This window comes from Pseudomonas defluvii (assembly GCF_001695625.1).
GTDB classification, from domain to species: domain Bacteria; phylum Pseudomonadota; class Gammaproteobacteria; order Pseudomonadales; family Pseudomonadaceae; genus Aquipseudomonas; species Aquipseudomonas defluvii.
In genome coordinates, this window is the sequence record NZ_MBPN01000002.1 from 60,836 (window position 1) to 75,031 (window position 14,196).

The window sequence follows — 14,196 nt, forward strand, 5'->3', positions numbered from 1 at the left end:
TGCTGAAACGAAGAGAAGGCAGGCTGAACAGCGCCTGCCTCAGGGGCAGCCAGGTGGCCAGCCTTAGAGCAGCTTGAGCAAGGCGTGGGCGGTGGCATCGGAGGACGCTGGGTTCTGCCCGGTTACAAGCAGGCCGTCGACGACCACATGGCTGTGCCAGTCCTCGGCACGGCTGTACACCCCACCATGGCCTTTGAGCATGTCTTCAACCAGAAAAGGCACCACATCCGTCAAGTTGACAGCCGCTTCTTCGGTGTTACTGAAACCCGTCACCTGCTTGCCCTTGACCAAAGGCGCACCGTTGGCATCCACAGTGTGGCGCAGCACCGCCGGAGCGTGGCAGACCGCACCAACGGGCTTGCCCAGTGCCTGGAAACGTTCAATCAGGGCGATCGAGCGCGGGTCTTCAGCAAGGTCCCAGAGCGGACCATGACCACCGGGGTAAAACAGTGCATCGAAATCATCGGCGTTGACCTGAGCCAAGGTCAGGGTGCTGGCCAGGGCCTTGCGTGCAGCCTCATCGGCCTGGAAGCGTTCAGTGGCGGCAGTCTGCGCGCCAGGATCGTCGCTCTTGGGGTCGATCGGCGGCTGGCCGCCCTTGGGCGAGGCCAGGGTGACCTGCGCCCCAGCATCGAGAAATGCGTAGTAAGGGGCTGCGAACTCTTCCAGCCAGAAGCCGGTCTTGTGGCCTGTATTACCCAGGGTGTCGTGGGACGTGAGCACCATCAAAATGTTCATCGGGTTCTCCTGCTATGGCCGCTGGGCCAGTGATGAGTCAGTGCCGAGGATCTTAGAGCGGGACTCAGGATTCGATAAATCGAACGCAGTGATTAACGGTATTCGATTAATGAATAGCAGGTAGCACCCGTGCTACAGGGCGGTGCCCAGTACCTGGCGCAACTGCGCGCCACGCGCATCGGCAACGTCACTGATCAATGCATAGTTATAGTCACCGCGAGACCAGTAGCGCGCTTGCAGTTCGCCCTCGGTGCGCTCACCACTGGGCATCCGCACATAACGCTCACTGGGAGAGCGCAGGAAAAGGCTGACACGCTCACCGTTTCGGTCCTGGAACAGCAGCAGCGCGGCCGGGCCCTGCTCATTGCTCAGCAACCGTGCCCCTACCGGAGTAAACCCATAGGCCGAGAGGTCCGGCAGATTGCCGGCATGCCTGAAGTGCTGGCCCAACCAGGCCTGCAGTTGCTCTGGGGTGTTTACCGACAAGTCCAGTGAGGATGCATAGGCGAACAGCCGGTGCGCCTGCACGGCGTCGGCCATCGGCGGGTTGCCAGCCATCAGATTGACCTCCCGCGCCTGCCAGCCACCCAGCCCCCCTACGCCCAACGCGACCAGCAGCATCGCAGCACTGGCCCAGCGGCGCTGGCGACGCTGACGCAGGTCGCGGCGAACCCAGGCCGGGTCGAGGCGCGGGTTAGGCGCCTGTTCGATTTGCCCTGCCAGGGCAGCACGCAAACGCCGGGCATCGGCACGCCAGGCATCAAGCTCGGCGGCCCGCTGCGGATGTGCCGCCAGGTACCTGTCTACCTCACGTCGACGTTCGGGCAGCAACCGATCATCGACGTAAGCCTGTAATTCCTCTTCGGATGGGATCAACCGACTCATTTCAACCTCCGCAACCCAGGGGGCAACGGCGTGCCCTCGGTCAGTTCTCGCAGTGCTGCACGGGCCCGCGACAAGCGCGACATCACCGTGCCAATCGGTACATCCAGGGCCTGCGCGGCCTCCTTGTAGCTCATGCCTTCAACACTCACCATCATCAACAAGGCGCGCTGCTCAGCCGAAAGCCTGGCAAAGGCAGCCAGACCGGACTGAGCCTCGACAATATCCTCGGTATTGTTCCCGACCTCTTCGGCCCGCCCGAACCAGCTCAGCCAGCGCATATGGCGGCGCTCTCGACGCTTGCTGTCGAGAAACTGCCGGTAAAGGATCGAGAACAGCCAGGCACGCAAACTCGCAGGATCACGCTGCTGCGCGCCCCGGCTCAATGCTCGCTCCACCGTCGCCTGCACCAGGTCGTCGGCGCTCGTGCCCTCGCGGGTCAACCACAAGGCGAAACGGCGCAACCGCTGAAGCATCTCGCGTAGTTGGTCGTCATCCAGTTCGTTCATCGAGTGATCCGTGATCTTCGTGCAGTCAGTGTACGAGGCAGACGGCCGACCGCGAATTTTATTCCAGGCCACTGGAATAAAACTTCAGCGGGTGCGTCGTACCCGCTCATTTACTGACCTGGATAGCCCCATGAGCACTCCACTAAACGGTCGCGCCCGTACACTACGCCTGGCTGCCATCGGCCTAGGCGTCGCTGCACTGGGCGCAGGCTTTGCCTTCACCGCCGGCTGGATCGGCCCGGACCGGCTGACCCCGAAACGTATCGTCGACACCTTCGAAGCTCAGGCCGGGCACTACCCTGGCTACCGGAAAAACCACGCCAAAGGCCTGTGCGTCAGCGGCTACTTTGAAAGCAGCGGCCAGGCCGCCGAACTCTCAAGCGCTCGGGTGTTTGCCCAGCCAAGGGTACCGGTTATTGGCCGCTTCGCCATCGGCGGCGCCAACCCGCATAGCGCCGATGCCAGCGTCGCCACTCGCAGCCTGGCCGTGGAATTCACCACTGATGATGGACAACGCTGGCGCAGTGGCATGAATACCCCGCCGGTACTGGCAGTGAACACCATCGAGGGTTTCTACGAACAGGTGCTGGCAATGACCCCGGTACCTGCCACCGGTAAACCCGACCCGGCAAGGTTGCAGGCCTTCTTTGCCGCACACCCGGAAAGCGCGGCCTTCCGCCAGTGGGTCAAGGGCTACACGCCCTCCGACAGCTTTGCCAGTTCGGCTTACCACAGCATCAACGCCTTTCGCCTGATCGACGCCAAGGGCACCCCGCATTACGTGCGCTGGAAACTACAGCCACTGACCCCGTTCAGTGCATTACCGGCCCAGGTGGAAGACCCGAATTACCTGCAGAATGACCTGCGCAAACGCCTGACCGAAGGCCCCTTGCGCTGGAACCTGCTGTTGACCCTGGCCGAGCCGGGCGATGCAGTCGACGATCCCGCTCAACCCTGGCCTGAGCAACGGCTGCAAGTCAACGCGGGCACCGTGGTCATTGAGCAGGTCGATGCGGCCGAGCAAGGCGCCTGCCGTGACCTGAACTTCGACCCGCTGATTCTGCCAACCGGCATTGAACCGTCTGCTGATCCGATTCTCGCCGCGCGCTCGGCCGCCTACTCGGAATCCTTCAACCGCCGCAGCCGCGAAGCGGCCCATTCAGGAGTACAACCATGACCCCCTCCTTCCATCCCCTGCTGCGCGGGCTGCACTGGCTGATGGCTCTGCTGATCCTGAGCATGCTGTTCATCGGTGTAGGCATGATCAGTGACCTGTCACCCCGGCACACCCTGTTGGTCAGCGTACACAAGCTGGTGGGGCTGGCCCTTCTGGTATTGGTATTGATCCGTATCGGCGTGCGCGTGTGCGTTGGCAGCCCCGCGTTGCCGAGCGATCTGCCACCGGCGCAACGCTGGGCAGCCAAGGCCTCGCACCTGGTGCTCTACGGAATGATGCTGGCCATGCCGCTGCTTGGCTGGGGCATGCTTTCGGCGGGAGGTTATCCATTACCCCTGCAGTTACCCGCACTGCTGCCTCAGGATATCCGCGTCTACGCCGTCCTTCGCCAGGCGCATGGCTGGCTCGCATACCTGCTCTTCGCGACCGTGTTGTTGCACTTGGCGGCGGCGTTGGTGCACGGCTTGATCCGCCGTGACGGCGTGTTACGCAGCATGTGGTCGGGACGTGTCAATTGAGCGTGCGCTACTGAGGGCCCGAGTGTGCTTTAATGCGTCGCCATTTATTTTTGACACTAAGGCAGCTATGGATACGGGGACACGACTCAGACTGGTGCGTGAACGCAACAAGCTCTCGCAACGGGAACTGGCCAGACGCAGCGGCTTGACCAACTCGACGATCTCGCAGATCGAGCAAAACCGCGTCAGCCCGTCGGTCAGTTCCCTGAAGAAACTGCTCGAAGGCATCCCGATGTCGCTGGCAGAGTTTTTCAGCTTCGATGAACCGCCGCGCCAGGAACGCTTCGTGTTCCGCTCCAACGAACAACCCGACCTGGGCAATAGCGGCCTGCGCCTGTTGCTGGTCGGCGCCAGCGTGGAAGGTCGGCAAATGCGTATGCTGCGCGAACTGTATGCACCCGGCGCAGACTCCGGTGAAGAGCCGATCGTGCATACCGAGGGCGAGGAATGCGGCCTGGTTACCCGTGGCACCATCGAATTGCGCGTCGATGGCCAGGTCAGCGTGCTCAATTCCGGTGACGGTTACTACTTCCCCACCACCCTGCCCCACAGCTTCAAGAACATCGGCCCGGATGAAGCCGAAATCATCAGCGCCAACACCCCGGCGAACTTCTGACGGGCAAGCGCCTGCGAGCGTGAGCCTGCCTGCAAAGGTGTTGACTGGGTGCAGTGAGTTCGCGGTGTGTGCATCACTGGCACGCCAGTTCCCACGCGGTGTCGACGCCACCGCGAAGTCTCACCCTGTTTTCACATCCAGCCCAGCCAGTGCCACCAGGTCGCCGCGAACACCAGCATCAGCAGGTAGCCGATCAGGGTAATCACCACACCGACCCGAGCAAACTGCCTGGCATTGAAGGTTTCGGTACCCAGGCAGACCATGTTCTGCGGCGCGTTGATCGGCAAGATGAAGCCATAACTGACGACAAACCCCAACGCCATGGTCATCCCCAGGCGACTGAAGTCGCCCGGCAACGTCTGCAGCACGGCAATCAGAATGGGCAGCAGCGCCGAGGTCAGTGCGGTGGCACTGGCGAAGCCGAGGTGGATAAGGATCAGGAACGCCGCGAGAATCGAGAACACCCCCAATGTACCGAGTTGGTCCAGGCCGGTATGGGCCACGACCTGCTGCCCCAGCCACTGCCCGGCCTGCGTCGTGAGCAAGGTAGTGCCCAGGCTGATCCCGACACCGAAGACAATCACCGTGCCCCACGGAATGCGCGACTGCACATCTTTCCAGGTCATCACGCCAAAGCGCGGCAGCAACAGCAAGACCAGCCCGGCGTAGGTGGTCGAGGTCGTGTCAAAGCGATGCAACTTGCCTTCGGTGGCCCAGGCCAGCAGCAACAGGACCGAAACGCCTAACAAGCGTTTCTGCGCAGACGTCATCGGCCCCAATGCGGCCAACTGATCCGCCACCGCCGCCTTGCCACCGGGAATGCTGTCGCTCTCTGGCGGAAGCATTTTCAGTACCACGACGATCAGCACCAACGACATGAGCACCGCCCAGGGCGCCCCGGCGATCAGCCAGTCAATCCATGACACCCGTCCGCCGAGCATCTTGTCCATGAAGCCCACTGTCAGCAGGTTCTGTGCCGCTGCGGTCTGGATACCGATATTCCAGATACTGGTGCCCTGCGCAACGATAATCATGATCCCGGCGGCGATGTTTGAGCGCTTGTCGACGCCAAAGGCCGCAATCACCCCCATCATGATCGGCACCACACAGGCACTGCGCGCCGTCGCGCTGGGCACTACCAGGCTAAGCAGCACCGTGACTGCGACGGCGCCCAAGAGGATGCGCCGGGTGCTGACACCAACACTGGACAAGGTCACCAGTGCGATACGCCGGTCCAGCCCGGTGTGGGTCATGGCCGCTGCAATGAACAAGGCGCCAACCACCAGCGCCAGCGCTGCGTTGGAGAACCCGGTCAAGGCCATGGTGATCCCGGCGGACGAACCGTACGTCACCGAGGGATCGGCCAGGGTCGGTGCCGTGCCAAGCAAGAACGCCATAAGCGAAGTGATCATGATGGCGCTGGCTTCGTACGACACCGCTTCAGTGATCCAGATGACCACGGCAAATGCGAGGATCGCCAAGACCCGCTGCCCCGCCACAGGCAAGTCAGCCGGCAATGGCAGCAACAGCACCGCAATCAAGGCCGCAATACCGACTATAAGGCCCAATGGCAGCGAAGCCTTGGCGGTTTCTGAAGAAGGCGCGGAGGCCGGTGAATGCATGAGGATCTCCCTGAAAGGCATGTGCCGGTCATGATCCACCATCCCGATGACACCTGCGCTGATGCGGATCAATAAGCCCGGGGCCGGTATTGTCGGACAATATGTAGTGAAGATAAAAAAACACTACAAACCCTATTGACGCCGTTCATCGCCGCTTGCATGATGCAGACGTCTCCCCGATCGGGAGCGCTGGCAAGGGTGTTCCAGACGGCTCAACGGATCCAAGAGCTGTCGCTGGATGGGTACTGCCCAAAAGGCAGAAAGTAGAAGCCCCCTGTTGTGACGCTGCTGTAGCAGCTTTCTGTCAACGCTACATGATTGGCGCCAAGCAATAACTCAACAATTAATGGTGGTTAAGGGGGCTTTAATGATGAACTTGAACAATCAACCTACTATCGACGAATTGGCCCGGCTGTTCGCAGCACGCAAGGACAGTCTCGACAGCCACATTCTCTGGGTCTGCGACTCGGGCGAAGTTCGCATCGACAAGGTCTCGCCGCTGGCTGGCGAAGAAGAGTTCGAGCAACGCAACCCGAACATGCGTGCCCGCTTCAAGATGTACCGCCGTGGCCATGGCTACGTCGGCAAGAAGGCCGCTGCCGATACCCACTTCATCGGTAACGTACTGCAGACCCTGCAACATGAATGGGCCGCCGTACAAAACCAGCCTGGCGTACGCTTGATCGACCGTTACAGCTGATCACGCCAATGCCGTGAGAAAGCCCGGCCTGAAAAGGTCGGGCTTTTTTCGTTCAAGACGGCGCTGGCTCTGGCTACAATGACGCTTTGAGCTCATGAGTCCTGCGGATGAACAAACCTGCATTCGGTACCGGAGATGCGTCCTACCAAGCCGCTGGCGGCATTGATGGCCTGCGCCGACTGGTCGATGATTTCTATCGATTGATGGACGAACGCCCGGAAGCCGCACTCATTCGACGCATGCACCCGCAAGATTTGAGCATGGCCCGGGACAAGCTGGCCTGTTTTCTCAGCGGCTGGCTGGGTGGCCCACGGCTGTTCAGTGAGCGTTATGGGCCCATCTCGATCCCGGCATTCCATGCCCAGTGGCCGATCGATGAAACCCATAGCGCCCAGTGGCTTGAGTGCATGGCACAGGCCATTGCCTTGCAACCCTACGACGCGGACTTTGCCGAATACCTGCTAACGCAGTTACGCGTGCCAGCCCAACGCATTGTCCAGGCCAGCCACAATCGCCACGGCACGCCCTAGGCCTGGCGCCGTAACGTTTGGGTTTCAATCGCTATCGCGCCCGTGGCCAAGGCCCGGGCCCGATCAACCCCCCACACCAACGCCCGGGTCATGCTTTCGCAAGGCCGGTTCGCGTAGTACTCCTCGACCAACGCCTTGCCGTTGCGGGCATAGATACCCACGAACAACTGTGTAGCGCCAGTACGTGAAAGGCGGGTTTTCACATCAATACTGATGCCGTCGCTGAGTTTTTCATCATGGCTACGGCAGCTCAATTGCCGGTCTGCCCAGCGCCAATAAGTCGCTTCCCTGATACGCATTGAGGTCCTCCTCGATTGAATCGCACCTAGTAAGACACACAAGTGTTACAGCCGCGAGACCAACTGCTCAGGCGTTTGAGCGAGATCAATCAATCAGAAAAAATACCTTGCTCAACAGGCTGTTACCGACAAAAGGCATTAAAAAGCCCCTCATGCAGACGGGGCTATTCTTGACGTGTTCGTTAACGCTTCGGTACCACAACCCTGGGCACGAACTTGGCCAGGCGACGCCGCTGCTGGCTGACAGGCGGGTTCAGGCCTGACGCATCGTCGGCAGTCATGTTGGCGAAGCCGAGCCTGACTGCCGCCTGGCCACAGCGGACCCGGCTATTGATTGGAAACTCGTCCCCATCGTCTTCAATGTAAGGATCACTCATCCTTGCGCCCCCTCCTGCGATAGACCGCTACCGGTAACCCATCGATTACCTGAAAATACCGGCCATCAACAGAAACTGAGACTAGCTGGTCATTTGCAGACTTAAAGTCCGAAATGCAAAAAGCCCGACCAGCTGCCTCACCGAGGACACCGTTGACTCAGCGCCAGCGGCTCAAACGGCTCCACAAGCCCACCAGCGTATTCTCGATCGAACTGCTGGCAGCCAAGCCAACCCGCTCCTGCAGGCTTTTGCGCTCGGCAAAATGCAGGTGATAGAGGTTCGCCTCTCGGGCACGGTCACTGAGGTACTCATCGCTGGTTTTCAGCTCATCAACCAGATGCTTGTTCAGCGCGGCAACACCCAACCAGACTTCGCCGGTGGCGACCTCGTCGATGTGCAACTGAGGGCGATAGCGCGACACGAAATCCTTGAACAGCTGGTGAGTGACGTCCAGGTCTTCCTGAAACTTCTCCCGCCCCTTCTCGGTGTTCTCGCCGAAGACGGTCAGGGTGCGCTTGTACTCACCTGCGGTCAGCACTTCAAAGTCGATGTCATGCTTTTTCAGCAAGCGATTGACGTTGGGCAACTGCGCCACCACGCCGATGGAGCCCAGCACGGCAAACGGTGCACTGACGATTTTCTCGCCGATACAGGCCATCATGTAGCCGCCGCTGGCCGCGACCTTGTCGATGCACACGGTCAGTGGTACACCCGCCTGGCGAATGCGCGCCAACTGCGAAGCGGCCAGGCCGTAGCTGTGGACCATGCCGCCGCCGCTCTCCAGGCGCAACACGACCTCGTCACGCGGCGTCGCGAGCGTCAGCAGCGCCGTAATTTCATGCCGCAGGCTGTCGGTGGCAGACGCCTTGATGTCACCGTCGAAGTCCAGCACGAAGACCCGGCTTTTCTCGTCAGGTGTTTTTTTCTGCAACTTCTCGGCCTTGCCCTGCTGCTTGCGCAAGGCCTTGAGCTGGGCCTTGTCGAGCAGGTTGGTCTCCAGCCGCTCACGTAGCTCCTTATAGAAGTCGTTGAGCTTGGTGACCTGCAATTGCCCACCGGCCTTGCGCCGACCCTTGCCACGCAGGCCGGCGAGGGCCGACAGAACAACCAGTATCGCGATCACCAGGGTCGCGGTCTTGGCGAGAAAGCTTGCGTACTCAGCAAGAAACTCCACAGTAACTCCTTAACATGCCTGCGCCCATACGGCGCGAACCAGGGCTCAAGCATACCGACGCTACCCCGCCCCTGCCAGCGCCTGAAAACACCGGCATTACAGTTCAAACAACCTTTTCAAACGCTTGTATGTTTTTTCATTGACAGCCTGACAGCGGCAACCTAACCTCGCCGAAACCCTTAATTCCGGCAGACGGTCGCAACGTGGGCAGCATTTACCTGATTCGACATGGCCAGGCCTCCTTTGGTGCAGACGACTACGACGTCCTCTCGCCCGTCGGTGTTCGCCAGAGCACCGTGCTTGGCGAACACCTGGCCGAACTGGGCCTGCGCCTGGACCGTTGCCTGGCCGGCGATCTGCGTCGCCAGCAGGATACCGGGCGCCTGGCACTGGCGCGCATGCAGGAGGCCGGCGCCACGGTGCCGAGGCTGGAAACCGACAGCGCCTTCAACGAGTTCGATGCTGATACGCTGATCCGCGCCCTGCTGCCGAGCCTGCTGCCAGACGAGCCCCACGCACTGGATGTCTTGCGCAACGCGGCACAACACCGCAGTGAGTTTCAGCGTATTTTCGCCCTGATTGTTCGCCGCTGGCACACGGGTGACTACCATCACCCCGAGGTGGAAAGCTGGCAGGGTTTCGTCGCCCGGGTAAATGCCGGGTTGCAACGCGTGCTGCAACAGGCCGAGCATGGCGACAATATCGCGATCTTTACGTCGGGCGGCACCATTACTGCCCTGCTCCACCTGATTACCCGAATGACACCAGACCAGGCCTTCGCACTGAACTGGCAGATCATCAACACCTCGCTCAGCCAATTGAAGTTTCGTGGCAGCGAGGTGGCCCTGGCTTCCTTCAACAGCCAAGCCCATGTGCAGCTGTTGAAGGCGCCGGAACTCATGACCTATCGTTGAGTACCGGCCCATGGTGACCTTTGCCGGTCGCCGAAATCACTTAATAAGGAATGCACCATGACCTCTGTAGCTGATGCCGTTCAAGCCATGAAATCCAAGTTCAACCCAGCTGCCGCTGCTGGCCTGGACCTGGTATTCGGTTTCAACGTGACCGACGAAGACAAGCACTACGCGCTGATCATCAAGGATGGCACCTGTGACCTGCAGGAAGGCGAAAACCCAGACGCCAACGTCACCCTGGTCATGGACAGCGAAACCCTCAAGGGTATCGTCAGCGGCGAAACCGACGGCATGCAGGCCTTCATGGGCGGCAAGCTGCGCGTTGAAGGCGACATGATGCTGTCGATGAAGCTCAGCGAGCTGTTCCCGGTTTAAGCCGTCTGCCGGATGCAATTGAAACCGAAGTGTTGCCTGCTTCGGTTTTTTTTCGCCTGCACTTTTGCTGGCCCATCAGGACCACTGATCGACCGGCAACACGGCCGCCAATAAGGCCCTGCGACACTTGTTCGGCCCGAGGGCCAGAATTAGATTAGCCAATAATCTCAGGCCTCAATCATAAGGGATAAGCATGACGCTCAACGACCAGTCCACCCAGGTCCGTCCCGGCGAAGAACTCGACGTCGCCCTCATCGACCCTTATCTGAAAGCACAGATTCCCGGCCTGGGCGGCACGCCGCGCATCAGTCAGTTCCCCGGCGGGGCCTCGAACCTGACCTACCTGCTGCAGTACCCGCAGCAGGAACTGGTACTGCGCCGCCCGCCTTTCGGGCACAAGGCCAAATCGGCCCACGACATGGGCCGTGAGTTCCGTATCCTCAACCAGCTCAACCGTGGCTTCCCCTATTGCCCCAAGGCCTATGTACATTGCACCGACGCCTCGTTGATCGGCAGCGAGTTCTACGTAATGGAACGGGTCAAGGGCATCATCCTGCGCGCCGACCTGCCGGCAGAGCTGAACCTGAACGCCGAGCGCACCGAAGCCTTGTGCAAGAGCTTCATCGATCGCCTGGTCGAGCTGCATCAGGTCGACTATAGCGCCTGCAACCTGACCGACCTCGGCAAGCCTGAAGGTTACGTGCAGCGCCAGATCGAAGGCTGGAGCAGTCGCTACGAGAAGGCATTGACCCCTGACGCGCCGCGCTGGGAAGCCGTGGTCGCCTGGCTGCGCGAGAAGATGCCGGCAGACCACGCGCGCCCCGGCATCATTCACAACGACTACCGCTTCGATAACGTGATCCTTGATGCCGCCAACCCAATGCGGATCATTGGCGTACTGGACTGGGAAATGACCACCCTCGGCGACCCGCTGATGGACCTGGGTAACACCCTGGCGTATTGGATAGAAGCAACAGACCCTGCCCCCGTACAACTGATGCGCCGCCAGCCGAGTAACGCCCCCGGAATGCTGACCCGTCGCCAATTTATTGATTACTACGCCGAACGGGCGGGCATCACGATCGATAATATTGATTTTTACTACACCTACGGCCTGTTCCGCCTGGCCGGTATCATCCAGCAGATCTACTACCGCTTTTATCACGGCCAAACCCAGGACAAGCGTTTCGCCCCGTTCATCCACATGAACAGACTGCTGGAGCATATGAGCCTGCAGGTCATCGAAAAATCCAGCCTTTGACACCAACAAGAAGAAAGGAAAAGCCCATGTCCAAGACCCAACTGTTCGACCTCGACGGCAAGATCGCCTTTGTCTCGGGGGCCAGCCGTGGCATCGGCGAAGCCATTGCGCACCTGTTGGCCCAGCAGGGCGCCCATGTCATCGTCTCCAGCCGCAAGCTCGAAGGCTGCCAGCACGTCGCCGATGCCATTATCGCGGCAGGCGGCAAGGCGACCGCCGTGGCATGTCACATCGGCGAAATGGAACAGATCCGCGAGACCTTTGCCGTTATTCGCGGGCAATTCGGGCGCCTGGACATTCTGGTAAACAATGCGGCCACCAACCCGCAGTTCTGCAACGTACTGGACACCGACCTGAGTGCCTTCCAGAAGACCGTTGACGTGAATATCCGCGGCTACTTCTTCATGTCGGTGGAAGCCGGCAAGCTCATGCGCGAGCACGGCGGCGGCAGTATTATCAACGTTGCCTCAATCAATGGGGTTTCGCCGGGGCTGTTTCAGGGCATCTACTCGGTGACGAAAGCCGCCGTGATCAACATGACCAAGGTGTTCGCCAAGGAGTGCGCCCCGTTCGGTATCCGCTGCAATGCCCTGCTGCCCGGCCTGACCGATACCAAGTTCGCCTCCGCGCTGGTCAAAAACGAGGCCATCCTCAATACGGCCCTGCAGCAAATTCCGCTCAAGCGCGTGGCCGATCCCAAGGAAATGGCGGGTGCGGTGCTGTATCTGGCCAGCGATGCCTCGAGCTACACCACAGGGGTGGCGTTGAACGTCGATGGCGGTTTCCTGTCCTGAGCCGCGCGGCGAGGCGGCTTGTTGGCTTGCCTGCGGCTGCAGGCGCCAGCAAGGCTGGCTCCTGCAGGCACCTGGCGGTACCATGTCGGCCCTTCTGCGCCCTGCCGAATTAAGCCGATTAAATGCCTTTTGAACTCAGCGTTGACCTGACCACCCTCGCCATTCTCGCCGCCGTTGCTTTTGTCGCCGGCTTTATCGATGCCATCGCCGGTGGCGGCGGATTGCTTACCACACCCGCCCTGCTGACTGCCGGCCTGCCACCGCACCTGGTATTGGGTACCAACAAACTCAGCTCGACCTTTGGCTCGGCTACCGCCGGTTTCACGTTCTACCGGCGCAAGCTGTTCGACCCCATTCAATGGCGTCGAGGCCTGATCGGTACGGCGATTGGTGCATTGATTGGCGCGGTCACCGCCCATTACCTGCCCGCCGAGTGGTTGAACAAGATGCTACCGGTGATCGTCTTCGCCTGCGGCGTCTACCTGTTGTTCGGCGGCACGCCCAAGGCGCCACTGGACGCCAACGCGCCGATCAAGAAAGGCAGGCAGTTTCCCCAAGGTTTTTCCCTGGGTTTCTATGACGGCGTTGCCGGCCCTGGCACGGGCGCCTTCTGGACCGTCAGCAGCCTGCTGCTGTACCCCATCGACCTGGTACGGGCCAGCGGTGTGGCGCGCAGCATGAACTTTGTCAGCAACGCAGCCGCACTGTCGGTGTTCATCTTTTCGGGGCAAGTGGACTGGCTGATCGGGCTGTCCATGGGTTCGGCGCTGATGGTGGGTGCGTTTTTCGGTGCACGCACCGCCATCAGCGGCGGCGCCAAGTTTATCCGCCCGGTGTTCATCACCGTTGTGCTCGGGCTGACTGTCCGCTTAGCTTGGCAACACTGGTTCAGCCAGGCCTGAACGACGGGCTACATAAAGGTCAATCAGGTACCGGGCGATAGAGCGGCTTGCTGGCAACGGCGGCAATGCATCTACCCGGAACCACCGGGCATCCTCGATCTCGTCAGGCTGCATGACGATCTCGCCCCCGGCGTACTCAGCATGGAACCCCAGCATCATGGAGTGCGGGAACGGCCAGCACTGGCTGCCGACGTACTGGATGTTCTTCACCTCGACCTGCACTTCCTCACGCACTTCACGAACCAGGCAGTCTTCAGCGGACTCACCTGGTTCGGCAAAGCCTGCCAGGGTGCTGTACACCCCGGTGACAAAGCGTGGTGAACGGGCCAACAGGATTTCATCACCACGGGTGATCAGCACAATCATGCTGGGCGAGATGCGTGGGTAGAAACGCAGCTCGCACGGCGCGCAGTACATCGCGCGCTCCCAGTGGATCTGTTGCATCGGCTGACCACAACTGCCGCAGAAGCGGTGCTCTCGGGCCCAGGTACCGATTTGCGCGGCGTACCCCAGCACCTTGTAGATCTCGAAGTCGCCTTCGAGCATGAACTGGCGCAGCCCACGCCAGCTGCAGCCGGGTACGTCCTGCTCGGCCTTGAGCTCCAACAGAAACACCGGTTGCCCATCAAAATAGCCGATGCCGTGTTCGCACAACACCTCCAGGCCCTGGCGCTTGAGCCAATCGCGGGGAAACAAGGCACCGTTATCGTCGACCAGAAAACCCTGGGCACAGCGGGCGACCGCCAAGCCGCCGCTGATGTTCGTATCCAGTACCGCGGTTGTCCAACGCACTGACATATTCCGGTTC

Annotated in this window: 18 protein-coding genes; 10 read left to right on the plus strand and 8 right to left on the minus strand. The window is 60.6% G+C overall.

The window, feature by feature from the left end; genetic code table 11:
- Positions 1–63: 63 nt before the first annotated feature.
- The 3 genes from EKA13_RS00850 to EKA13_RS00860 all read right to left on the minus strand — a co-directional run bounded on the left by EKA13_RS00850 (position 64) and on the right by EKA13_RS00860 (position 2,129).
- Positions 64–738, minus strand: coding sequence for a type 1 glutamine amidotransferase domain-containing protein (locus EKA13_RS00850; protein WP_065757643.1), 675 nt, complete (start codon positions 736–738; stop codon positions 64–66).
- A 132-nt stretch (positions 739–870) separates the two neighbouring features.
- Positions 871–1,623, minus strand: coding sequence for an anti-sigma factor family protein (locus EKA13_RS00855; protein ID WP_065757644.1), 753 nt, complete (start codon positions 1,621–1,623; stop codon positions 871–873).
- Positions 1,620–2,129 carry a sigma-70 family RNA polymerase sigma factor gene (locus tag EKA13_RS00860; protein WP_065757645.1) on the minus strand — a complete coding sequence of 170 codons (510 nt, stop codon included), beginning with the start codon at positions 2,127–2,129 and terminating at the stop codon, positions 1,620–1,622. Before EKA13_RS00860 ends, EKA13_RS00855 begins: the two co-directional genes overlap by 4 nt.
- 130 nt (positions 2,130–2,259) lie before the next feature.
- Between EKA13_RS00860 and EKA13_RS00865 the strand changes: the two genes are divergently transcribed.
- The 3 genes from EKA13_RS00865 to EKA13_RS00875 all read left to right on the plus strand — a co-directional run bounded on the left by EKA13_RS00865 (position 2,260) and on the right by EKA13_RS00875 (position 4,440).
- On the plus strand, positions 2,260–3,306 hold the full coding sequence (locus EKA13_RS00865) for a catalase family peroxidase (protein ID WP_065757646.1): 1,047 nt from the start codon (positions 2,260–2,262) through the stop codon (positions 3,304–3,306).
- Positions 3,303–3,824, plus strand: coding sequence for a cytochrome b (locus EKA13_RS00870; RefSeq protein WP_065757647.1), 522 nt, complete (start codon positions 3,303–3,305; stop codon positions 3,822–3,824). Before EKA13_RS00865 ends, EKA13_RS00870 begins: the two co-directional genes overlap by 4 nt.
- 67 nt (positions 3,825–3,891) lie before the next feature.
- Positions 3,892–4,440, plus strand: a complete 549-nt coding sequence (locus tag EKA13_RS00875; protein ID WP_065757648.1) for a cupin domain-containing protein — start codon at positions 3,892–3,894, stop codon at positions 4,438–4,440.
- Between the two features lie 131 nt (positions 4,441–4,571).
- On the opposite strand, the gene EKA13_RS00880 is transcribed toward EKA13_RS00875, so the two are convergent.
- Entirely contained in the window at positions 4,572–6,062 is a 1,491-nt protein-coding gene (locus EKA13_RS00880; RefSeq protein ID WP_065757697.1) for a DASS family sodium-coupled anion symporter, read from the minus strand.
- A gap of 370 nt (positions 6,063–6,432) precedes the next feature.
- On the opposite strand from EKA13_RS00880, the gene EKA13_RS00885 reads away from it, so the two are divergent.
- Entirely contained in the window at positions 6,433–6,762 is a 330-nt protein-coding gene (locus EKA13_RS00885; RefSeq protein WP_065757698.1) for a hypothetical protein, read from the plus strand.
- A 107-nt stretch (positions 6,763–6,869) separates the two neighbouring features.
- A complete protein-coding gene (locus EKA13_RS00890; RefSeq protein ID WP_065757649.1) occupies positions 6,870–7,292 on the plus strand; it encodes a group II truncated hemoglobin in 423 nt (140 codons plus the stop codon).
- On the opposite strand, the gene EKA13_RS00895 is transcribed toward EKA13_RS00890, so the two are convergent.
- The 3 genes from EKA13_RS00895 to sohB all read right to left on the minus strand — a co-directional run bounded on the left by EKA13_RS00895 (position 7,289) and on the right by sohB (position 9,142).
- A complete protein-coding gene (locus EKA13_RS00895; protein WP_065757650.1) occupies positions 7,289–7,591 on the minus strand; it encodes a hypothetical protein in 303 nt (100 codons plus the stop codon). The two genes, EKA13_RS00890 and EKA13_RS00895, sit on opposite strands and share 4 nt — an antisense overlap.
- A 182-nt stretch (positions 7,592–7,773) precedes the next feature.
- Positions 7,774–7,968, minus strand: a complete 195-nt coding sequence (locus EKA13_RS00900) for a hypothetical protein (protein WP_065757651.1) — start codon at positions 7,966–7,968, stop codon at positions 7,774–7,776.
- Between the two features lie 157 nt (positions 7,969–8,125).
- Positions 8,126–9,142 (minus strand): protease SohB, encoded by a 1,017-nt coding sequence (gene sohB / locus EKA13_RS00905; RefSeq protein ID WP_065757652.1) that lies wholly within the window; start codon positions 9,140–9,142, stop codon positions 8,126–8,128.
- A gap of 203 nt (positions 9,143–9,345) precedes the next feature.
- Here sohB and EKA13_RS00910 point away from each other — a divergent pair, with 203 nt between their 5' ends.
- From EKA13_RS00910 to EKA13_RS00930, 5 genes are all read left to right on the plus strand, one after another.
- Positions 9,346–10,056: a histidine phosphatase family protein gene (locus EKA13_RS00910; RefSeq protein ID WP_065757653.1), complete on the plus strand. Its 711-nt coding sequence runs from the start codon at positions 9,346–9,348 to the stop codon at positions 10,054–10,056.
- A 57-nt stretch (positions 10,057–10,113) separates the two neighbouring features.
- On the plus strand, positions 10,114–10,431 hold the full coding sequence (locus EKA13_RS00915; RefSeq protein WP_065757654.1) for an SCP2 sterol-binding domain-containing protein: 318 nt from the start codon (positions 10,114–10,116) through the stop codon (positions 10,429–10,431).
- Positions 10,432–10,624: 193 nt separating this feature from the next.
- Positions 10,625–11,692, plus strand: a complete 1,068-nt coding sequence (locus EKA13_RS00920) for a phosphotransferase family protein (protein WP_065757655.1) — start codon at positions 10,625–10,627, stop codon at positions 11,690–11,692.
- Positions 11,693–11,718: 26 nt separating this feature from the next.
- Entirely contained in the window at positions 11,719–12,486 is a 768-nt protein-coding gene (locus tag EKA13_RS00925; protein ID WP_065757656.1) for an SDR family oxidoreductase, read from the plus strand.
- 122 nt (positions 12,487–12,608) lie between these two features.
- Positions 12,609–13,388: a TSUP family transporter gene (locus tag EKA13_RS00930; RefSeq protein ID WP_065757657.1), complete on the plus strand. Its 780-nt coding sequence runs from the start codon at positions 12,609–12,611 to the stop codon at positions 13,386–13,388.
- On the opposite strand, the gene nudC is transcribed toward EKA13_RS00930, so the two are convergent.
- On the minus strand, positions 13,356–14,186 hold the full coding sequence (gene nudC, locus EKA13_RS00935) for an NAD(+) diphosphatase (RefSeq protein ID WP_065757658.1): 831 nt from the start codon (positions 14,184–14,186) through the stop codon (positions 13,356–13,358). The genes EKA13_RS00930 and nudC overlap by 33 nt on opposite strands.
- Positions 14,187–14,196 lie beyond the last annotated feature (10 nt).